Annotated in this window: 18 protein-coding genes and 2 pseudogenes; 14 read left to right on the top strand and 6 right to left on the bottom strand. The window is 55.1% G+C overall.

Annotation, left to right across the window (positions count from 1 at the left end; all coding sequences use genetic code 11):
* From KGB06_RS06010 to KGB06_RS05970, 9 genes are all read left to right on the top strand, one after another.
* A complete protein-coding gene (locus tag KGB06_RS06010; protein WP_223512638.1) occupies positions 1-309 on the top strand; it encodes a phage tail assembly protein in 309 nt (102 codons plus the stop codon).
* Positions 310-451: 142 nt separating this feature from the next.
* A complete protein-coding gene (locus tag KGB06_RS06005) occupies positions 452-2,812 on the top strand; it encodes a phage tail tape measure protein (RefSeq protein WP_223512635.1) in 2,361 nt (786 codons plus the stop codon).
* Between the two features lie 9 nt (positions 2,813-2,821).
* Entirely contained in the window at positions 2,822-3,679 is an 858-nt protein-coding gene (locus tag KGB06_RS06000; protein WP_223512632.1) for a phage tail protein, read from the top strand.
* Positions 3,654-3,860: a tail protein X gene (locus tag KGB06_RS05995; protein WP_223512629.1), complete on the top strand. Its 207-nt coding sequence runs from the start codon at positions 3,654-3,656 to the stop codon at positions 3,858-3,860. Before KGB06_RS06000 ends, KGB06_RS05995 begins: the two co-directional genes overlap by 26 nt.
* A gap of 52 nt (positions 3,861-3,912) precedes the next feature.
* Positions 3,913-4,947 (top strand): phage late control D family protein, encoded by a 1,035-nt coding sequence (locus KGB06_RS05990; protein WP_223512626.1) that lies wholly within the window; start codon positions 3,913-3,915, stop codon positions 4,945-4,947.
* Between the two features lie 202 nt (positions 4,948-5,149).
* Positions 5,150-5,944 carry a DNA adenine methylase gene (locus KGB06_RS05985; RefSeq protein WP_116580663.1) on the top strand — a complete coding sequence of 265 codons (795 nt, stop codon included), beginning with the start codon at positions 5,150-5,152 and terminating at the stop codon, positions 5,942-5,944.
* A 381-nt stretch (positions 5,945-6,325) separates the two neighbouring features.
* Positions 6,326-8,710 carry an ABC-three component system protein gene (locus KGB06_RS05980; RefSeq protein ID WP_223512624.1) on the top strand — a complete coding sequence of 795 codons (2,385 nt, stop codon included), beginning with the start codon at positions 6,326-6,328 and terminating at the stop codon, positions 8,708-8,710.
* Entirely contained in the window at positions 8,700-9,266 is a 567-nt protein-coding gene (locus KGB06_RS05975; RefSeq protein ID WP_223512623.1) for a hypothetical protein, read from the top strand. The genes KGB06_RS05980 and KGB06_RS05975 overlap by 11 nt, the downstream gene beginning before the upstream one ends.
* A complete protein-coding gene (locus KGB06_RS05970) occupies positions 9,259-12,021 on the top strand; it encodes an AAA family ATPase (protein ID WP_223512616.1) in 2,763 nt (920 codons plus the stop codon). Before KGB06_RS05975 ends, KGB06_RS05970 begins: the two co-directional genes overlap by 8 nt.
* Positions 12,022-12,630: 609 nt before the next feature.
* On the opposite strand, the gene KGB06_RS05965 is transcribed toward KGB06_RS05970, so the two are convergent.
* From KGB06_RS05965 to KGB06_RS05955, 3 genes are all read right to left on the bottom strand, one after another.
* Positions 12,631-12,897, bottom strand: a complete 267-nt coding sequence (locus KGB06_RS05965) for a hypothetical protein (protein ID WP_223512614.1) — start codon at positions 12,895-12,897, stop codon at positions 12,631-12,633.
* A 134-nt stretch (positions 12,898-13,031) separates the two neighbouring features.
* Positions 13,032-13,526 carry a hypothetical protein gene (locus KGB06_RS05960; protein ID WP_223512610.1) on the bottom strand — a complete coding sequence of 165 codons (495 nt, stop codon included), beginning with the start codon at positions 13,524-13,526 and terminating at the stop codon, positions 13,032-13,034.
* Positions 13,527-13,555: 29 nt separating this feature from the next.
* Positions 13,556-13,765 (bottom strand): hypothetical protein, encoded by a 210-nt coding sequence (locus tag KGB06_RS05955; RefSeq protein ID WP_223512607.1) that lies wholly within the window; start codon positions 13,763-13,765, stop codon positions 13,556-13,558.
* 474 nt (positions 13,766-14,239) lie between these two features.
* Here KGB06_RS05955 and KGB06_RS05950 point away from each other — a divergent pair, with 474 nt between their 5' ends.
* Positions 14,240-14,650: a response regulator gene (locus KGB06_RS05950; RefSeq protein WP_223512605.1), complete on the top strand. Its 411-nt coding sequence runs from the start codon at positions 14,240-14,242 to the stop codon at positions 14,648-14,650.
* Positions 14,651-15,406: 756 nt separating this feature from the next.
* Here the strand turns inward: KGB06_RS05950 and KGB06_RS05945 are convergent.
* Complete coding sequence (locus KGB06_RS05945) at positions 15,407-15,751, bottom strand: hypothetical protein (protein ID WP_223512601.1); 345 nt, start codon at positions 15,749-15,751, stop codon at positions 15,407-15,409.
* A gap of 748 nt (positions 15,752-16,499) precedes the next feature.
* Here KGB06_RS05945 and lpxO point away from each other — a divergent pair.
* The gene (lpxO, locus tag KGB06_RS05940) at positions 16,500-17,399 is read left to right on the top strand and encodes a lipid A hydroxylase LpxO (protein ID WP_223512598.1); all 900 of its coding nucleotides are present in this window, start codon (positions 16,500-16,502) and stop codon (positions 17,397-17,399) included.
* A gap of 147 nt (positions 17,400-17,546) precedes the next feature.
* On the opposite strand, the gene KGB06_RS05935 is transcribed toward lpxO, so the two are convergent.
* The gene (locus tag KGB06_RS05935; RefSeq protein ID WP_223512587.1) at positions 17,547-18,392 is read right to left on the bottom strand and encodes a Ku protein; all 846 of its coding nucleotides are present in this window, start codon (positions 18,390-18,392) and stop codon (positions 17,547-17,549) included.
* Between the two features lie 186 nt (positions 18,393-18,578).
* Between KGB06_RS05935 and KGB06_RS05930 the strand changes: the two genes are divergently transcribed.
* Together KGB06_RS05930 and KGB06_RS05925 are read left to right on the top strand one after the other, a co-directional pair.
* Positions 18,579-18,929: a hypothetical protein gene (locus tag KGB06_RS05930; RefSeq protein ID WP_223512582.1), complete on the top strand. Its 351-nt coding sequence runs from the start codon at positions 18,579-18,581 to the stop codon at positions 18,927-18,929.
* Between the two features lie 25 nt (positions 18,930-18,954).
* Positions 18,955-20,106 carry a PQQ-dependent sugar dehydrogenase gene (locus KGB06_RS05925; RefSeq protein ID WP_223512579.1) on the top strand — a complete coding sequence of 384 codons (1,152 nt, stop codon included), beginning with the start codon at positions 18,955-18,957 and terminating at the stop codon, positions 20,104-20,106.
* 97 nt (positions 20,107-20,203) lie between these two features.
* Here KGB06_RS05925 and KGB06_RS05920 read toward each other — a convergent pair.
* Positions 20,204-20,513 (bottom strand): annotated as a pseudogene (locus KGB06_RS05920) (DUF2834 domain-containing protein).
* A gap of 248 nt (positions 20,514-20,761) precedes the next feature.
* On the opposite strand from KGB06_RS05920, the pseudogene ilvA reads away from it, so the two are divergent.
* Positions 20,762-21,757 (top strand): annotated as a pseudogene (gene ilvA / locus KGB06_RS05915) (threonine ammonia-lyase, biosynthetic); the annotation flags it as partial.
* Positions 21,758-21,781 lie beyond the last annotated feature (24 nt).

Raw genomic sequence — 21,781 nt, 5'->3', positions numbered from 1 at the left:
ATGAGCAACGCAAAAGACAACGTTCTGCCCAAATGGCTGCAACTGGGCGATGGCATTGCCACCGTCATCTTATCCAAACCGAGCGAGGCCAACGGCATCAAGGTCGACCAACTGACCCTGCGTGAGCCGACGGTGCGCGAAATGCGCGCCGCCACCCTGCAGGGCGGGAGCAACGAAGAAGAGCAGGAGATGGTCTTGTTCTGCAGCCTGGCGAGCATCGGCCGTGGCGATCTGGAGGGGCTGCTGATGCGTGATTACCGTCGTCTGCAGACCGCTTATTTTCGTCTGGGAGCAGACGACGGGGTTTAACCCCCGGTTGCAAAAGGCCCTGGCCAAACGCTTGGCCGTCGAGCTGAATTTCTCGGCGGCCGAGATCCAGGGCTTGTCGTTTTCCGAGATGGTCTGGTGGCTCACGGACTGAGCCTAATTCCCGCTCCCACAGGTAATCTCCATGGCGAACAAACTCTCGCTCGGGCTGGTGATTGGCGGCGCCGTCGACTCTTCGCTCGGCGCCGCCTTCAAGAACGTCAGCGGCGAAATGAAAAAGCTCGAGGCGCAAACCACCCGCGCCAAGGGCTTGCAGAAAGTCATCGGCGAGACCATGCGTCTGCGCGATGAATGGAAAAAAGCCCACGACAGCGGGGCTGCCAACGCTGACGCCTTGCTGCGCAAACTGGAAACCAACACCAGCAGCCTGCACAAGCAGGGTGTCGAAGTCGGGCGCCTGCGTCAGGAGTACCTGGCGCTGGGCAAGGTGGTGCGCAGTGCCGAGTTCAAGGCCAAAGGCATGGGCCAAGTGCAGGAAGGACAGGAAAGCCTGCGCAGTGGATTCGGCACGGCGGTGGCCGGTACCACCCTGGCGGCCGTGCCGACCAAGGTCAGCGCGGATTTTCAGGCGATCATTCGCGACATCGCGATCAAGTCCGGTACCGCCAATACCCAGCAGGAAGTGGACACCGCCCGGGACATTGTCCAGACCTCAAAAGACACCGGCATGGCCAACACCCAGGTGGCCGAGCTGGTGAACCAACTGGTCGGTGGCGGCATGGAGCTGACCGAAGCGCTGACATATGCACCGGTGGCCGCCAAGTTTGCGGTCGGGCAGGGGGCTTCGGGCGCCGATACGGCGAAGATGATTCTGGCGATGCAGAACAACGCCAAGATCACTGACCCGCAGAAAATGGAACAGGCCTTGGCCTCGGTGGCTCTGCTGGGTCAGCAAGGCAGCTTCGAGGCGGCCGACATGGCCAAGTGGTTTCCGGAGCTGTTGGCGCAGATGGCCAGCACCGGCATCACCGGCCAGGAGGCGGTCACGCAACTGGGAGCGATGCTGCAGGTGCAGATCAAGAGCGCGGGCAGTGCGGATGAGGCGGCGAACAACCTGAAAAACTGGGTCGCGAAAATCGGCTCGGAGGAAACGGTCAAAGGGTATGCCGATGCCGGGATTGACTATCAGGGCTCGATGAACGCCGCTATTGGCAAGGGCTTGTCGACCTTCGAGGCCAGCTTCGAACTGGCACGCGCGTATGTGGGAAAGACCGATCCGAAAAAGGCCAAGCAGTTGGATCAGGGGCTGACCCAGATCAGCCAGGAGACGGACCCAGCCAAGGCGCAAGCGATGGCCGATGCCTTGGCCGCCACCCTGCGTACCGGCGATCTGTTTGCCGACATGCAGGTCAAGACGGCCCTGATGGCGTATACCCAGAACAAAAAATTCTACGCGGAGCTGAAAAAAGGCGCCTCGGACCCCAACGGCCCGCGCAAGGACATACTCGACAAAAACCTGAATGAACGCCGTGAAACGTCAGCGCAACGCTGGGCCGAAACCGCTCAGGCATTCAACGATTCGCTGCGGGCCATCGGGGATGCCTTGCGCCCGGCGACGGATGCGCTGGCCAGCGGTATCGGGGCGGCGGCGCGTGGCTTGACCGCGCTGTCCGAGGAAACACCCCAAGTGGTGATGGGCCTGGCGGCGCTGAGCGCCGGTGCCTTGCTCGCGGGCAAGGCCTGGGCCGCGCTGAAGATCGGCCGGGGCCTGGCCAACATCGCGCGCGGTTCGGCCGGCGACCGGTCCAACATCGTCCAGCGGGTATTCGTGACCAACGCGAATGACGGCGATGACGACGGGCTGGATCACGGCAAAGAAGGGAAGGGCCGCAAGGGCAAGTTGCCCATCGGTGGCGCGGTGGCAAAGGGCGTCACCGTGGCGAAACGCCTCGGGCCTTTGGCCCTGGTCGATAGCGGTTTGAAAATAGCGGACACCTATCAGCATGCGAAAACCAAGGATGAAAAAGCCGAGGGCTACGGTAACGCGGTGGGCGGGCTCGTGGGTGGTGTGCTCGGCGGTGCCGCCGCCGGCGCAGCTTTAGGTTCGATCGTCCCCGTGGTCGGTACCGCCATTGGCGGGATTATCGGCGGCATGCTCGGTGCGTGGGGCGGGGGCAATATAGGGGCGACCATGGGCAAGGCGTTGTTTGGCGGGCCGGACACGCCTGCCAAAGCGCCGATCGGAATCTTGCCCATGGCCACCGGCCAGGGCGTTGGCGCGGTCGTACGCTCGATGGAAAACGCTCCCGCTACGCCGGTCACGGCGGCGGCATTGATGGCGACCACGGCGGTAAAAGCACCCGAATGGCCGAAGGTCGATCAGCAGTTCACCTTCGCCCCGGCACCGGTCATTACTGTGCAAGGCGATGTGAAAGATCCGGCGCGGTTGGCGCAGGAGCTGATGCCGTACCTGAGCCGTCAGTTCGAGGACTTTGCCCGGGAAGCGCGCGACCGCCAGTTGTTTGATGCGCCCCACGTGGGCTAAGGGAGTGTTATGACGGATGAAAAGACCTACCTGCAACACTTGCAGGGTGGGCTGAAGGACATGGTCGACGCCGGTGAAGCCGGGCGCACTGACCTCGAGTCGATGACCGGGCCCATGAATGGCGCGCTCAATGAAATCAGCGGGGCGGCCGATGCGCTGGAAGGTTTGCCCTTTATCAGCGAAGACCTCAGTGACAAGACCCGGCGTCTGCAAAGTGCAATCAACTCGGCGCAGGCCAAGATCGGCAAGGTGGCCAGCTTCTACAACCAGACCCAGCGCGCGCTGGCCCAGTTTGATGAGCACTTTTCCGCGCTGACTGAGCAGATAGGCCGCTTTGGCGCGGCGTTCAACAAGGTCGCCGGCAAGGCCAATGCCGCGCTGGGCAACATCTTCCCCTCGGAATGGTTTGCCGGCGACATGTCGCCGATTCCAGACGCGGTGAAGCCGTTCCCGCACCTGCTGATTCTCTACCCGCTGAAAGCCAATGAGCGGCCGTACTACTTCAACCTGGACACCGCCGCCTTCGATGAACTGCGCCGGCAGACCTCGTTTCGCTGGGCGGCGCAGGAACGCCTGACCCGGCGCCCGGCGCAACAGGCCGTGGGACTGGGCGAGGAGAAAATCACGATCAAAGGCGCGATCTACCCAAGCTACAAAGGCGGCTTGAAGCAGCTGGATAGGCTGCGCAGCATCGGTTCAAAGTTGCTGCCGCTGAACCTGACCACGGGTTATGGCGAGGTATTGGGCAACTGGTGTCTGACCACTATTGACGAAGAGCAAAGCGCTTTGCTGCCTGGGGCGATCCCGCGCAAGCAGGGCTTTTCATTGGAGTTTGTCCGTTATGGCGATGACTTGCAGAACAGCTGACGGGGATCTGCTCGACACCCTGTGCCACCACTATTACGGTCACCTGAACCGTAGCGTCGAGGCGGTGCTGGCGGCCAATCAGGGCCTGGCCGATGAGCCGCAACCGTTCCGGGCGGGTGTGTTGATCACGCTGCCGGATCTGGTGATCGAGCCCGACGGCGTGATTTCGCTGTGGGACTGAGCCCGTTACCCAGCCCGCCCAGTGTGGACTTTTTCTTGTCTGGAGTGCCGACATGCAACCGTTGTTTCGTATCGTCGCCGACGGTGCCGACATCACCACCTTGATCAATGATCGGCTGGTCTCGCTGCAGTTAACCGATCGGCCCGGCATGGCTTCAGATTCGTTCGAACTGCGCATTGATGACCGCGACGGGGCGGTGGCGCTGCCTGCGCGTGGCGCAAGCATCGAGGTCTACCTGGGTTATGCCGGCGCCGACCTGACGCGCATGGGCCGCTACACCGTGGACGAAGTCGCCGTCTCCGGCCCGCCGGACACACTGGTGATCAGCGGCAAGGCCAGCGACATGCGCGGCAGCGGCAAGACCACGCGCAGCGGCAGTTGGGAGGACGTGAGCCTGGCGCAGATCGTCGGCGATGTGGCGGCGCGCAATGGCTGGCAGCCGTCGTGCCCGGTCGACACCCGCGTGCCGCGCATGGATCAACTGAATGAGTCGGACTTCAACTTCATTACCCGCGTGGCCAAGAAACACGACTGCACCGCCAAGGTGGCCGACGGCAAGCTGTTGGTCCTGCCGCGTCAGGGTGGGCAGAGTTCTAGCGGCAAAGCTTTGGGCGTCATCATCCTGCAGCGTGGGGATGTTACCCGCTGGCAGTTTCGCTTGAGCGACCGCAGTGCCCATCAAGGGGTCAGCACCCAGTACCAGGACCCGGCCAGTGGGGAATTGTTGGTCTCGCACCTGGACAATCCCAACGTGCCCGAGGGCCTGCCGCCGGTGCACACCGATCGCCATCTCTACCCGGACCGCACGGCGGCCGACGAGGCGGCGAAGGCGCGCCTGGCCGCGTTCAACCGATCCACCGCCTCGGTGCGCCTCGACCTGCCGGGCCGGGCCGACCTGTTTGCCGAAAGCATGATCGAGGCGCTGGGCTTTAAGCGTGGGCTCGATGGTGAATATTTGGTGGAGTCGGTGGATCACACATTCACCCCGTCCGGGTGGACGGTGTCGGTTGAGTGCAACGGCGGTAAGGAGGGCAAGGCCAAGGCGTCAGGGAAGGCTGAGAGAGTCGTGCTTGAAGTGCCAGCTTGATGGCCCGGGAGGGTGATCAGCCGTAAGTCAAAGAGGTTTCAACCCCGAAATAAAAGGAGCGGCCAGGCTGGATGCGTCAACACCCAGCCCGGCCACCGTCCCCGCAGATTGTCCCTGCAAGTCCCGCCAAGGCTCCTGCTCTGTGCACAAAGCGGAGCGAGCCTAGCACCTGTTTATTTATACAGTAAAGGTCTTGCTAACTATGTCTTCTCCTATCATCCCTTGGATGGGCGGTAAACGCCGCCTGGCCGACCGCCTCATCCCACTGTTCCCACCGCACGAATGCTACGTCGAAGTCTTTGCCGGCGGGGCTGCGCTGTACTTCATGCGCCCTCAGGCTGCGCCCGTCGAAGTGCTCAATGACATCAACGGCGACCTGGTGACGCTGTACCGCGTGGTGCAAAACCACCTCGAAGAGTTTGTGCGCCAGTTCAAGTGGGCACTCAGCTCGCGGCAGGTGTTTGAGTGGCAGAAAATGACCCGCGTCGAAACCCTCACCGACATCCAGCGCGCCGCCCGATTTTTCTACCTGCAGCACCATGCTTTCGCCGGCAAGGTCTCCGGGCAGACCTTCGGCACCGCGACCACCACCCCTTCGATCAACCTGCTGCGGATCGAGGAAAACCTCTCGGCCGCCTGGCAACGCCTGTCCGGTACCTACGTCGAGAACCTGCCTTGGCTGGAGTGTGCAGAGCGCTACGACCGCGCCCATACCTTCCACTACATGGACCCGCCGTATTGGCAGACCGCAGGGTATGGGGTGGATTTTCCGTTCGAGAACTACGAGCGAATGGCCGACTTCATGCGCCGCTGCAAGGGCAGGGTGATGGTCAGCATCAACGACCACCCCGACATCCGCCGAGTCTTCGAAGGCTTTCATTTTGAGACGCTGGACATCCGCTACACCACGACCAACCAGCGGCAGGGCAAGGCCGAGGTCAGCGGCGAACTGGTGATCATGAACTGGGAACCAGCGGCGTTGGGAGGACTATTTTGACGTGACAGCCTGGGTCGTCTGCTGCCCGTCGTGACGGGCAGAAATCGGCCGATTCTGTTGAAAAAGTCTTCCATGGTTTCCGCGGCAGAGAGGTCTAGCCTATGCCGTCGAGTGAGTTAAACCGACAGACGTGCATGCGTCTCTCTGGTAAGCCCTTACGTACCCGTTTACTATGATGCCAATTTGGCATCGCCACTCTGTCTGCAGCCAAGCTGCCAGTTCCTAAGGGTAACGCCATTGGTAAACGGGAGGGAGCCCACTGTCGGCGTTCAGGCGCGTTTCTCCTCCTGAAGAAATAACCTGGTTGTCAGGCCGCAAGGCCTGATCAGCACGAGTCGTGGGTATTCACGGCATGGTCGATTCGATGCGTGGAGCGAGATTTTGACGATTCCTGATGAAATATGCTTTGACGAAGAAGATGACGAACAGCTTCGAAAAAGCGACTCCAAATCGCCTGATGTTTTCGCCTTCGATTGTGGACAACTTCCCTTTGACTTAATAGGGGATGCTCATTTCGAGTTGATCCTCGCAGACGTCTATAGGCAGCTAGCGGGGGAGAAGGGCTACGAATGGTACGACGATGCTCGTCGATTGAATGACGGTGCCGACCAAGGTCGGGACGTTATCCTCTTCAAAGATTCTTTGCCCGTTGGTGTGATTCAGTGCAAGCGGGTGAAAGGGAATTTGAGTCGTGCCACTGTTATAAAAGAGCTGTGTAAATTCTTCCTATATGCACATATTCGCCCAGAAATAGCTTCGCCGAAGGGTGAGCCATTCCGGTATATAGTTGCAATGGCTGATGGGGCTGCTGCAATTTTAACTGAATTTATGATCAATAAAGGTCGTAAGCGTTTCGATGATCTGCGTGCAGAGTTTGAGGAAAGAGCTCTTCAAGCGCGAACGGATTCCAAGACTTTACAAAATCATGCCGATTTGAAGGGGCTTACTGCTGCTCAGTTGTGTGATTTGGTGTGGGAGCGTATCGATACCCTCTACACGGGGATGCACAAAAAAGATGATCTTTCCAGCTTGGTGAATAAGTACCCTCGGATCAAGTCGATTTATTTTAGACTCGAGTCTGATAGTGCTGCTATTACCGAGGAGATAAAGAAGCTTCTTGAAAGTCGAGGCGTGGTAGTCTCCGCAGGAGATGAGCAGTTTGTTTCCGCAGTTAGAACTGAGTACCTAAGATTTAAGTTGGGTGATCATCAGAAATTTAATCTGGCGCTCGTGCAGGGTAATGATCTCCTGGCCTTCTTGCGTTCTATGCTGTCCCCGGTAGATGGTACGTTAATCAAGAAGTTTGGCTCTCGCCCTGTCATTTTAACAGCGGGAGCCAGCGCGGCGATGGTGGGGGATTGGAAGGAAATTGACGAGCTCGTTCAAGAGTATCCTTATCCATTAGTGCTATCCATAGGTTGTGGGGTGGTTACCGGGGAGCAACTATTAGAATGGAAGTCCTCGGATCATTTTGCTTGGTTGGAGTCGAAGTGGCTCCCTTCATCAGACCACTCCTTCAAGGCGGGGTGGTGTTGGGTAAACATACCTGATGACGAGTATCGGAAATGCCTTGTATTGGTCGAGAATGAACCTGGTGATCCTGACTTTGATCATGGAAACCAGTCACTAAGGCTTGCTTTCGAAGATGTAATCTTATGGCCAACATTAGGTAATGACTTCACAACAGCCATTCAAGGCGGGCGCTCTCAATTGCGAAGGATCATGGCATGTCAAAGTGAAGATAAGTCGAAGCGCCCAAATTTAGTGCTGTCTCCGCAGCACGTTGAGTGTGTTAGAAAAATCTTGAGCTCCGCGGCAGATTACTATGCGCAGCGAGCAATTTCGACCATAGGCGTTGTTACGGCGAACAGTTCTCGGTTGATGACATGTGACGCAAAGCTCTGGAGTGCCTCGGGGGTATTTCCTGCTGTTGATATTGAGTTGTCGACGCGACCTACTCCTTTTTTGGTGAATCCAACAGGGCGAGTAGTGCGCCGCAGTACCAGTGGCGCTTTGACGTTTACTATGGACTGGACTGGCGATTTGACGCTGAAATTAGTCAAAGCGCAACGACTGATAGATGGGAAGGTGATAGATGAGTTGTCACCTGATTCTTTAGAGTTTCATGAACTTTTCAATCGATATCCACCAGCCACTGAGTATCTTGCATCGGTCAGGCAGGAGTTGGATCGATTAAGTCAACTCGTTGAGAGTGAACAGCTGTCAGATTGCAGAGGCTTCACTTATAGGGCGTGCTACGGCATGAGAACGGGAGAAGATTTTTCGCCAGAATTACTTTCATCATCTGGTGACAATGTCATGCGTTCGATTCATGCTTTAAGTTTTCTAAATGTACCGGCGCAAAGCCAGTGGTCTCTAGATGCTAATCGGCATGGTCATATCCGATATGATGATCCAGACCTCGGTGAGATTGCTCTGATGGCTTGGTCAAGTAATGACTATTCTATCAGAAATATGGAGGCAGACCTCTCAATGTGGGCTCGGCAGCCAACAGTTCACCCAAATATGATCGTTTTCGTGCAGGGCAGAGGCTCTATAAAAAATCACAAGCCAAGTAGCCATGATTATCGATTTACAACCCCTCAGCCTGTGAGTCGATCAATAACCGAGGCGACGGTAACTAGGAGCGTCCATCTATTCAATCTCGGCGAAATCGAGAGCCTTTATGATCAGGAAGATGACATGTCTCCAGAGGAATTTTTAGAGGAAATCATGCAGCGAAGGAATCAAGTCGATGTTAAATGAATTGATTGCCATCATTAATGAGCGAGCTGTAGATGCTAGCTTTTCATTGGTTGCTGTTGAAACAATGATGACTGCGAAAGATAACCTTTGGCCCAATGGAAAGGCGCCTGGCCAACAGGGGTGCTGGGAATCCGGATTTGCTTCTCTTCTCTTGGTGGACATCACAGATGCTGATGCTTCGGAGGCCTCGCGTCTTGCTAAGCTTGCAGAAAGTTATCTGGATGCCCGAATACTGCAGCGCGAAAAAACAGGGGCTGTGATAGACGGGTACTTGGTGCTTGCAGTTTCCTCCGCGCCAGAATTCAAGCCCTTCATTGCTGAAGTTGAGCGAAATACCCTCTTCATGAGGAAGCATGCGGTTATCAAAGGGGATGAGGGGTGGGAGCGCTATGAAAGGATTACCCCACTCGGATTGGGCAGATCTGCAATAGTTTCTGCAGCCCCAGTGTTCGCCCCGGATGACATGGGTGCAGTTGATCTTCTCGATGCTCTCGCGAGCATGAGCAGCAAAGAACTTGCAGATCTTCACGGTAAAGAGTGGAACTTGAATGAATAATCTTCCGATCAAATTTCTTTCCGTCGAGATCAATAATTTCAGAGGCGTGCCCGGCAAATTAGAAGTACCCTTAGATGCGCCGCTGACGGTCATTTATGCCGCAAATGGTACTGGCAAAAGTACCATTTGCTATGCGTTGGAGTGGTTATTAACAGGCGGAATTGAAGGTGTAGATACTAAAGATCTTGGATGCCAGTGGGGGAAGGGGGAGACAAGTGTTTCGGCTACGTGCCTCATAGGCGACGTTCCGCATGAAATGTTGCGCAAAGGTAGCTCTTTCTGGCTATCTAGAGATGGTGCCAAACGCGTCAAGCTAAGTGATGAGAAACTGCTGGCTTTACTTACTCCGGAAACTATTTCTGGAAAAACGACGCCTGCGGCAAAGAAATCGAAGCGTGGATGGCTACGCAACAGCCGCTGGTTATATTCCAATTCTCTTTCATTGCTAATTGACAATAATCGGGCGGAAGAAAGGCAACAGATATTTGCCGATATTCTCGGGTTTGGGCACCTTACCAGTACGCTTCGCGATTTAAAGGATTATAGGAAGGCATTGCCCAGCACCAAAGGGTTGCATGAAAATATCATTCGGCTAAGCAACGAAATTGAAGCGACCGAGCGCAGGCTTCAGGAAAGTGCGCCGGGAAGAACCAGCGCTCTCGCTAACCTCGCAGTGATAGTTGATCGCTTCAAACTTACACCGAGCGGCGAAAACTTCGTCAATGATTTGCGTGAAGCTAAATTGCGAGTGCGCATGTTTGAACAGCGTGCCCAATCACGTTTCCAAGGCCTGACAGATTTACAGAGCCAATGGGATCATTTCCATGCATCTGTGAAACAGGTTGAAACCCTTCGGCGCTCTATCACGGCACTAGCGGAGGAAAATCTCACGCTCACTGAACAGCAGAAGAAAAGCTCTGATGAGTTAAGCGTCGCGAATATAAAGTATGGTGACGGTAAGCGTTCGGTGGAATGGGCAAATGAAAAGCTCGACATTTTAAAGAATGGACGCGCTGTCATTAGATTGCCTAGTGTAGCTGAATATTTTCCACAAATTCCTTTAACTCAATTGTCGCTCTATGGGAGCTTTGCAGAGCTAGGATGGGGGAAGGAAAAACAGGCTTCTTGGCGCGATGGACTGGTTTTTCTAGAACAGAATTTAGAAGAAATTGGCAGCTTAGTGCGCGAGCAGCGTCGATTAGAGGATAATTTTGTATCCCCCCCAACTGATCTGCAAGATGCCGCGACAGCAGACAGCTTGGCCAAAGATGAATTGATTCGGCAGTCGGCCAAATTTGATGCTTTGGCTGACACCTCAGAGCGCTTGAGAGAATTGGGAATTCAGCTTCTCAACTCTAGTGACACGCATCGTTGCCCCCTCTGCACGCACCATTGGGAGGATGCGCAGCTCCTGCGCGACAAAGTAGCTTCAAAAGAGCTCATGTCGCCATCCATAAAAGAGGCTTCTGATAACCTGGAGTTAGCCCGCACTAATGCCCAAATTGTAGCTGCAGCACTAGCAGCAGCGAAAGCAGCGCAGTTTGCTCATGAGCAGTTCATGAAGCAGCTTAATGCAGTGAAGGAAAAGCTTGCATCTTTTGAAGCTAGAACCACTTATTTGCAGATCATGCAAGAGCCAGATTTTTCTTCGCTTACCTGGAAGCAGCTTGAGTATTTGAAAGAGCGTATTGTAGCTGCCATTGATTTGGGAAGAATATTCGAGGAGCTTCCAGAGCTTGAAAAGTTTTTCTCGGTAATTCCTAAGGCAGCCTTTTCGGGGCGTATTGAGGATGTAATAAATGCGCTTGATAGCTACGCTACATACTACCAAAAACAAATGGATGAATTTAGTCCTGAGCGGATTCGACTGGATAAAATCGTAATAGGACAGTCGGCGGCGATCAAGGAGAAGACAGCTCAAATGGTGTCTTACGCGGCGAGCGTTTCCGCAATGTCTACCGCGATTGACAGGTTTAATACGCTCTGGGTGGATGTCACTGAAGGCGGTGAGATTACGCAAGAAAAACGGCTTGCTGCACTTGTTGACGTGGAGCTAGACCGTAACCAGGCAATCGAATATAAAAAGTTCCTGGAAGAGTGCGACGCAGTAGCAAACATTGACTCTGACGCTGGCGCGCTTAAAAAGCTCCATGAGGAGCGAAGCAGGTTTCAAGCGAAGTTGGACGTTGGGTCGAAATATATCACTGCCGCTGATCAGACTATTGAGCAATATGAATCGCACGTCAAAGGGCTGACTTCTTCAAGTTTAGATGTACTGCTGGGTCCAGCAGCTGAGCTATTTTCTCGTATGCATGCGAATGAGGTTTACAAGGGACTGGGGGTGTCTGAAGGTACTGATCACTTGCACTGGACGGCCTTCGCGGAAGGGCATGAAGAGGGGTTGGATGCTGAGAGTAAATTCAGCCAAGGGCAACGCCAGGATCTAGCGCTATCGCTTTACCTCGCGCGGGCTCGAAATACTGGTGGCAGCTTCTTCTTAGACGAGCCTATAGCCCACTTGGACGACCTTAATCGTGTAGCGATGTTGGATATATTTCGACTCGTCGCTACATCAATGCCATCGATGAACCTTGTATTGACGACTGCTAGTGAGTCCTTGGCACGACATATGGCTCAAAAATTTTCCAGTATAAGTGATCGGCATTTGCTAAACATGATTCATCTTGAAGGTAATCCCCGTACTGGTGTCGAAATGTCAGTGGTAAGTAATGTACCTGCGTTTCAAGTTGTATAAGCCATAAAAGGTGTTGATGCGAGTAATAAAGGCCCTGCTTATATCTAGCAGGGCTTTTTTATAAAGGCGGAGATGTTAATGTTAATAGTGCAGGGCGTTGATGTTGACAGGTTTCTCAGTGGTTCAGCCTCCGACACGGGTTCCTGAAAAATAGTTACGGGATCATAAAAATAGGTCAGCATTACTGAATGCTGCGACAGCTTGCTTCAAACTCCTGGCGATGGTGAGCAGGCTCACTTCAGATTTCCATTGAGTTCCGACACCAACTGGGTGGCCTCCATGGAAGGGAATTCAAGGACAGGCTGGATCTCGCGACTTTTAGAGTCACTATCCATTGCTCAAACGGCCAAAGCACAACGGTCAAACCAGAAAAGCCATTACTCACGTTTATCCTTGCCGGCTACTTCCGCTGATCCTCTTTGCTCAACCCAAAGCGTCAGCTTTATGATCGCGGTTTCGAGCGCAAGTTGGTTTTCGTTGATCTTACAACGCTAAGTTGTTGATTCTTATAGGGGCATACCACTGTTTTGTACTCCTGCTAAAACGTCTATTTATCGTTATAGATCAATTGGTTGCGTAGATTTTTTGGTCACCTTGACATGGTGGTGGTCAAGGAAAGGACCAGTCGTGCAGGTTGAAACTGCGTTGGGCGAGATCGCTACGCCAAGATTCGATCATCGATTTGAGCGTATTGGGATCGGAAAAGTCGTGTTTGAGTAGGTCTTTCACAGTCAGGATGGGCTTCCCCGTGCTATCTGAGACCTGGAATCGTACGCGCTGTTGATAATCATAGTGCTCTGCTACGCAACGCATAGGAGAGAAACCTGATTCAAGGATTAAGGCAGCGTCTTCTGCCGTGAGATATGAGCGGGTCATAAATGCTCCTGCAGGCTGGCTGAGGGCGATCCGACAGAATGCCGGGAGAAGGTGAGGCTCGTACCAATTTTTGTACCACTGACCGTGTAAAGCAGGCTAGAACCGGGTATTTCAAAGTAAGGAAGTGCCCGGTTTCATTGGCCCTGAGTACTTTGCCTTACCCCTTTAGAATTGCGGTGTAATTCTGTTAGCTTTCGTAATTGCGTTGGCCAAGCGCCTTGGCCGTTGCCACCCTTGAAGAAAACGCGGCCGTTGGGTTGGATGGATGAGACCACGAATGCCTGCTCAAACGATCGCAATTCTCCGTCGTATTCGAACTGTGTTAGACGTACAACTTGATCCCCAGGCTTAAGATCTAGGGTGGAAATGGCCTCTTGGTTTCTTGAGGAAAGTGCTTCTCCGATTTTCGCACTCGCAACGCGTTTGGTCTCATTGGTCACGTCGCAGCAGAGCGAAGCCGCATAGGCCCTTTGCCTGTCACTAGATGGCTCGGCTGGTTCGTGCCCGATGGCCGCGGCCACATGATCTAAGAGGCGTGCAGCCGCTACATCGAACGTGTCATTGGTTATCTCTATACCGAGAATATTGGCGAGGTCCTTTTGAACCTGTGACGAGCGAGAACGGTTCATACTTACCAGACTCCATTAACCGATTGCAGTCACTCGGGTGTCATCATCACCGCGAGCGTCATCTTGATGAATTCCTCGTTCTTGTCGATCGTTTGAAGGGCGCCGCGGATATTGCCGCCGACCTCGGCCGCTCCGCGCTGCTCAACCCAAAGCGTGAGTTCCATGATGGCAGCCTCAAGGGCGAGTTGATTTTCGTTGATCTTGAAGAGTAGGGAAGGGAGCAAGTCTGAATTGGGCATCGCGATTCCTCCGTGGAGAGGTGAGCGTAGCAGCCGAAACGTGGTGTGACACAAGTGGGATGGTGAAGCGGTCGACTGGACGCCGGAGAAGGGTGAAATGCGGGTTAGTTCTGGAACACTTCAAAAATAGTTATGGAACACATGTCGAGCGCCAAGATTTTCGGCAAACCCCAGAAACGACAAAGCCCTGAATAATCAGGGCCTTGTCGTATAAAGATGGCGGAGGCGATGGGATTCGAACTCATGGACCTGTTACAGTCGACGGTTTTCAAGACCGTCTCTTTATAGCGGATTTCTGCCTGTCACGAAGGGCCGCAGTCGACCCAAAGCCGACGCTCCCTCAACCGTTCACAACGTGCCCACTTATGGCATTTTTCGCCGCCGATTGGATCCATAGTGCCGCGTAGAAAGCACCTACACTGGACACGTTAACTCCGCCTGTTTCGGAATTCGAACCCGATAAAGGAGCTATGCGTGTCCAGAGAATGGGGAAAGCTCTCGCTGGTAGTGGGATGGGCGATCGTTGTTGAGGACGACCCAGAAGTTCGCAAGTTGATCGTCGATATCTTGAACGAGATCGGTCAACTTTCCTTAGACTTTGACTCTGCCGATGACGCTTTGACCTACCTACGGAGCATGCCGGACGGTTGCCCACTGGTGATCTCGGATCAAGTTTTGCCAGGTCAACTCCAAGGTGCGGAATTCATAAGGATGGTTAAGGCGAAATGGCCCGCTACCGCTACGATTCTCACCTCCGGCTACGCGCTGGATGCCTCAATAGTGCCCTACTCAACTACGTATCTGGCCAAGCCCTGGTCTAGTGATGATCTGGTGATGGCTGTAGTAAACCTACTTCAGCCTGATCGCCCCCTCAAAAAACACTAAACAACGAAATGCCCGCTGAACGATTAAGCCAATCTGTTGTGTCGACCGGTTGAAGCCACAGCCGATTGCAGCTCTTGGCTATAGGAAGCTAGCGACCCATTCCGGGCGTTGAAAATTGTTAAAGCTAGCCATAAACGATCCCTCGGAGCTGCGAAGAATCAGGTTCTATTCACTTTTTCCATCGAATCAAAGCAAATCTAGGAAAGCCTCGGAAAGCCACCAAGCGAGGCTGAGGGTGTAAAAAAAGAAGACAACCGTTAGCATCAGAGGGTGATTCGACATGACGCATCTCCCATACCGCTGTTTTTATTTTAGTGTTTTCTAATGGGGGCTGTGAGGTTCATGAACCTCGTATGAGCAAATAAGGCAAGAATCAAGCCATTTGAATGAAAGACGCTTGGCTGCAAGCCATGAGTCTGTAGCGCTACGTTCAAGGCTACTTCCTTCAGACGAAAACTCCCCCCAAACAATGAGATTCCCCACATGTGGGGGGGGGATTCATCCGGATGCTATCCAGCGGGATTGGAGACCTAACGCTTTGCCTTTAGGGGGCACGGCAGTAGAAGGTAGAAAGGAAAACCCAGGGACGATTCTGCAGGCGGACAGTGATAAAAGTGGCCGTTTTTGGCCGTTTTCAGTCACTCGGGTGCTCTCCGAAGCCGACTTGGCCCTGCAAACGCGGATCGTCAGCAATCATGAAAATGCATTTCATACCGCATCCGGGTGTTAGCTGAGGCATAAAGATGAATTTTGAGCTTAAATGATCGTTTTTGGTTCGGGGGTAAGGCCATCTAGCATCCCACGAAGGCGGTCTGCTTCGCGTTTGTTCCCTCTGGCCGTTATGTCGAGGTCGTACAGTTGCTTACGGACGAATGCGAGCTGTCCGGATCTGTGCCGGAGATTGCTCATTGCTTCATCGCGTTGCGCAACGACTTCGTCGTACATCTGCACCAGCCCGTAGACGTCTTCCCGTGCCTTCCTCAATTGCAGGCTCAGTTCCTGCACCTCGTTTTCCAGCATGCGCAGGTAGTGAGTGCAGGTCTCAAGCTCGGTCGGGCATCCCAGCCAGTCGCTGGTGTCTTCGATGTCGTACGGGTCCATGACCATGCCTTATTGATGCTGTTCATATATACAGTAATCGAGGCGTGAGATTTGGGCGAGAGCGAATCGACGAGAAGTAGAAAATTTGGAGTTATTTACGGTCGGCAGAACGCCGGAGGTTTGGGCCAATTTTTGGGCCAATGGAGAGAAATACCGGGGGTTGATGCGGCTTGAGACCCCCGTATTTGCTGGCTGTAGCCCGCAGAAACACCCGATTAAAACTGCATCGTGATGTTAGCTGTAGAGATCAAAGGTTTTTCCTGCGAAGCATTCAGAGTAGCTAGGGTTGCGGCAGTACCGATTCAGTACCCGTTTCCGGTATTCAAACCACGGGAAATGCATCCCGGTCAGAAGCGGAAGGTCCATCTGGCAATAAGTGGACAGCAGCATATGGAGCGCTTGGCCCGAGTCGAAGTGCGCTGAGACGGGGTTCATTCCCGTCATCAACCAAGGGGGGCGCGTAATGTTTGGCGGCGATTGTACTGGTCTGGCTCTTTAAACGATAGGGCGTTGAGACCGCTCGGGCGCATTGACGGTATCCGCGAACAGATTTTCACACCTGAATGCTAACTATTTGTGACAAACCGTGGCTAAAATGCGATTTTTCAACACGGTGGCCGATAGCCGCTACCGGTTCGACGACGGCGCTATCGGGTCCGCTGTTTCGTTTTCAGACGCTGCACAAGTCCATTGGCCGACAGGCTGGCAGGGAAGGCAGTTTGTTCACTTCTGACGTGTGACGATTTCTGTGAAACTGATCATTGCCTTTATTTACGTTGCCTCCATTGCGTACGTCCACCTGCGCGGTCGCGTGCGCCACAAGCTGGGCCGCCAACTGAGCGATCACTCTACGTTCCTGGCGCCGTTCAATTGCTTCCTTTATATGTTTTCGAAAATTCCCAACAAGCCCTATCTCAATCCAGCGGACTTCCCAGACCTAAGCCCGTTGCAGACGCACTGGGAAGAAATCCGCACCGAAGGCCAGAACCTGCTGAAGGCGGGGGACATCAAGCGCTCGGATCAATACAACGATGTCGGCTTCAACTCGTTCTTCAAGACGGGATGGAAGCGGTTTTACCTGAAGTGGTACGGCGACAGCCATCCTTCGGCGATGAAACTCTGCCCGCGCACCACTGAACTGGTGCAGGGCATCGGCTCGATCAAGGCGGCGATGTTCGCCGAATTGCCGCCGGGTTCCAGACTGGTCCGGCACCGCGATCCTTATGCCGGTTCCTACCGCTACCACTTGGGCCTGGAAACGCCGAACGATGCCGGTTGCTATATCAATGTCGACGGCGAGAACTACCACTGGCGCGATGGCGAAGCGGTGATGTTCGACGAAACGTTCATTCATTACGCGGAAAACACCACGCAACAGAACCGAATCATTCTGTTCTGTGATGTCGAGCGCCCGATGAAATACCGCTGGGCGGCGGCGTTCAATGGCTGGTTCAGCCGTAACATCATGTCGGCGGCAGGCGCGCCGAACGAAGAGGGCGACAGGACCGGCGGCATTAACCTTTTGTTTACCAGAGTCTACAAAGTCCGCCTGCGGGCCAAAGCGCTGAAGAAAACCAATCGCAAGCTTTACTATTTTGGGAAGTGGGGGATTTTTGGTGGGTTGCTGGCGGTGTTTGTTCTGATCTGAATTATGTGTTGTGGCGGATTAAGCTATCGCGAGCAAGCTCGGCTCCTACAATTGATTTGCGGCGTACACAAATCCATTGTAGGAGCCGAGCTTGCTCCGGGCGGCGTTCCGACGATGAGGCCATAACAAACACCGCAAAATCCGGAACTAGCCCCGAGAAGCCTTCGTGGCTTTTTTCTGCGCAGCTGGTTTGGCTTTCCCGGCGCCCTTGTTACCCAAGCTACGTTTCAGCAACTCGGTCAAATCAATAACATCCGCCGTTTTGCGCTCTTCTTCACCCGTCGTCTCGACGTCCTCAATCTTGCCTTCATTGGCCTTCTTCTCGACCAGCGCCATGATCTTGTCTTCAAAACTGTCGCGATAGTCCTCGGGTTTCCAGTCGGCGCTCATGTCTTGCACCAGACGCTTGGCCATATCGAGTTCGCCCTTGGCCAGTTCGGGCTTGGTCACTTCGCTGCCCAGCTCAAGCGTATCGAGGCTGCGCACTTGCGCTGGCCAGCGCAGCATCACCAACACCATCGCCGATTCCAGCGGCATCAACGCTGCCAGGTGCTGGCGAGTGTGCAACACGACATGGGCGAGGGCGACTTTATTGGTTTTGCTCAACGTTTCGCGCAACAGCGCGTACACCTTGCCGCCGCGTTTATCCGGGGCGAGGTAGTAGGGCGTATCAATGTTTTGCAGAGGGATCTGCTCACTGTCGACAAAGGCAAAGATGTCGATGGTTTGCGTGGATAACGGATGCGCCGACTTGATCTCTTCTTCGCTCAGGACCACGTACCGACCCTTTTCGTACTGCACACCTTTGACGATGTGCTCCTTGGTGACTTCCTTGCCGGTGACCTTGTTCACGCGTTTGTATCCGACCGGTTCCATGCTGCGGCTGTCGAGCCAGTCGAAATCCACCCCCTGGGAAGACGTCGCCGACACCAGCGCTACAGGGATATGCACCAGCCCGAAACTGATTGCGCCTTTCCAGATTGCTCGTGCCATGGTCGTCTTCTCGCAAGTGATGATCAGGTGACCTTTGGCCTGAAGCAAAAGTTTCAGTCAGTTGCGGCCCCGGCCGGGGGGGTGGTCGTCTCGTGTTACATCTTATGAAAGAGGTTTTAGTTAACAAATCCGAACCCCGGGCGTAGCGTGCTATCGAAGACTCTATCCACGTAGAGAGGCTCCCCCATGAACAGATATGTGCTCGGCTGCGCCGTATTGGTGCTGAGTGGTTTGCTGAGCAGTCTGGCGCACGCGACGCCATCGCCATTATTGCTGCTGGCCCAAAGCCCGACAGGGGCTTCGAGCAATCCTTACAACAGCCCGATTCGCCGCGCCAACCCGAACAGCATGCAAGGCTCGCAACCCAGCGCCCCGGCCATGCGAGCGCCAAATACCGTGCCGGTGCCGCCGCGCCCTCCGACCCTGGAAAACGGCGGCATTGGCAACCGTTACCCCCAAAGTCAATCGGCTCCCACGAGCCCACCGATATTCATTCCCAATCCACCTCCGCGAGATGCAGGCACCAGCAACCGTTGAATAGGAACGACAAAAGGAATCGTGCATGTTGCGTAAAACCCTCTTGGCTACCCTGTGTGCTTGCGCACTGAACACCGCCGCAACGCCCGTTTTTGCCGCGCCGGTCCAGGAACTGGAAAGCGAACAGGGCACCCTTGAAGTCGCCACGATCACCAAGGGGCTGGAACATCCGTGGTCGCTCGCGTTCCTGCCCGATCGCAAGGGCATGTTGGTCACCGAGCGGCCGGGCAACCTGCGTGTCGTCAGCGTTGACGGCGAACTGTCCGCCCCGATTGATGGCGTGCCGAAGGTCTGGGCCAAGGGGCAGGGCGGCTTGCTGGATGTGGTGCTGTCCCCGGACTTCAAGCAGGACCGTACGGTGTATCTGTCGTATGCCGAAGGTGGTGGCGCGGGCGACAAGGCGGGTACGGCGGTCGGTCGAGGGCAATTGTCCGAAGACCTGAAAACGCTCCAGGACTTCCAAGTGATCTTTCGCCAGGAGCCGAAGCTCTCTGTCGGCAACCACTTCGGTTCGCGACTGGTGTTTGATCGCGACGGCTATCTGTTCATCACGCTCGGCGAAAACAATGACCGGCCAACGGCCCAGGACCTCGACAAGCTACAAGGCAAAGTCGTACGGATCTACCCGGACGGCCAAGTGCCGGACGATAACCCCTTTGTCGGTCAAGCCGGCGTGCGCCCGGAAATCTGGTCCTATGGCCAGCGTAACCCGCAAGGCGCTGCGCTCAATCCGTGGACCGGCGTGCTCTGGGAGAACGAGCATGGGCCTCAAGGCGGCGACGAGCTGAACATCATCGAGCGAGGTAAAAACTACGGCTGGCCACTGGCAACCCACGGCATCAACTATTCCGATCAGCCGATCCCGGAAGCCAAGGGCAAGACCGCCGAAGGCACCGTGGGGCCTCATCATGTCTGGGAAAAATCCCCGGGCCTGAGCGGGATGGCGTTCTACGACGGTGATCGTTTCAAAGCCTGGCAGCACAACGTGTTCATCGGCGCGCTGGTGAGCCAGGAGTTGATCCGCTTGCAGATTGATGGCGATAAAGTCGTTCACGAGGAGCGCTTGCTCGGTGAGTTCAAGGCCCGGATCCGGGATGTACGGCAAGGCCCGGATGGGTATTTGTATGTGTTGACCGACGAAGACGACGGGGCGTTGTACAAGGTTGGCCTGAAATAACCCTCGGTACTGGGGCTCTGGCTCGCTCCCACAGGTATGTAAACGCCACATATCCAAAGTGAGAGCGAGCCTGCTCGCGAAGGCAATCTCAAGAACACTATTTTCGGGTTTGCAGCCCCCGAACGACGAGATACAACAATGGCCCGACAGACACAAAAATCGCCGTGATCAACAGATAGGGCATCACCGACGCCACCGACCGCCCCCGCTTGCGCGCATCCTTATACATCCAGATTGCCGCCAGCGTCGCCAACAGGTAAAGATCAATCACCACCTGCGCAGTATCCGGCCGCGACATCAGGCTGATACCGAAATCAACCAACGACTGTTCAGCCTGGAGCATCACCGAAACGGTGTATCCGGAAAAGGCAATCAAAGCAACGAGGGGGCAGGGCGACAGACTTCATGGTTTCCTTCCGTGGGACAATGAGCAGAATCAGCACCCTACAGAAGCCGAAGAAAATTGGCCATTGACTTGCCACCAACCCAAGGCTAATTTCCAGCCATGACTTCCACCGTATTGCGCTGCCAGCCAAGCATTATTACCGCCATTCCTTATTTGGCGGGCTAGCTCACGACTGCAGCACCCAACCCGCCCTAGAGGCGGGTTTTTACTTTCTGTCTCCAGGGCTCCGAACACAGCCAGGAGACGACCATGAGCAGCACTCTCGCCCAGCAAAACTTGCTTGAGCATTACGTAAAAAAGATCCTCGCCGCGCCAGTGTATGAACTGGCGGTACGTACGCCATTGCAATCGGCGCCGGCGCTCTGCGAGGCATTGGGCAATCAGATCCTGCTCAAACGTGAGGACTTGCAGCCGACGTTTTCATTCAAGATTCGCGGTGCCTACAACAAGCTGGTGCAACTCAGTGATGAGCAAAAGGCGCGCGGCGTGATCACCGCGTCGGCGGGCAATCATGCCCAGGGTGTAGCGCTGGCAGCGAAAACGTTGGGGATTGTCGCAACCATCGTCATGCCGCGTACCACGCCGGAACTGAAAGTGCTCGGGGTTCGAAGTCGCGGGGCGGAGGCTGTGCTGCACGGCGAGAGTTTTCCGTTCGCCCTCGACTATGCGTTGAGCCTGGCCGAACAAACCGGTCGCACCTTCGTTTCGCCTTTCGACGACCCGGACGTGATCGCCGGGCAGGGCACCGTGGCGATGGAAATCCTGCGCCAGCATCAAGGCCCGCTCGACGCGATCTTTGTGCCGGTGGGCGGTGGAGGTTTGATCGCAGGCATCGCCGCGTACGTCAAATACCTGCGACCTGAAGTGCGCATCATCGGCGTCGAGTCAGAACATTCGGCGTGTTTGGCGGCAGCGCTACAAGCGCACGAACGGGTTGTCCTGCCGAGCGTCGGCACTTTCGCCGATGGCGTGGCGGTGGCGCAGATCGGCGCTTATGGCTTCGAAGTCTGCCGGTTTTGCGTTGATGAGGTGTTGACGGTCAGTAACGACGAACTTTGCGCCGCCATCAAGAACATCTACGACGATACCCGCTCGATCACCGAACCGTCAGGCGCGCTGGCTGTCGCCGGGATCAAAAAATACGTCGCGCAAACCGGTATCCGTGGTCAGACGCTGGTGGCCATCGACTCAGGGGCCAACATCAACTTCGACAGTTTGCGCCACGTGGCCGAGCGCGCAGCGTTAAGCTGCGCGCCTGCGTGAGATGGG

The organism is Pseudomonas sp. GL-B-19 (genome assembly GCF_019956415.1).
GTDB lineage: Bacteria > Pseudomonadota > Gammaproteobacteria > Pseudomonadales > Pseudomonadaceae > Aquipseudomonas.
This window is presented reverse-complemented; position numbering and strand designations above follow the sequence as displayed.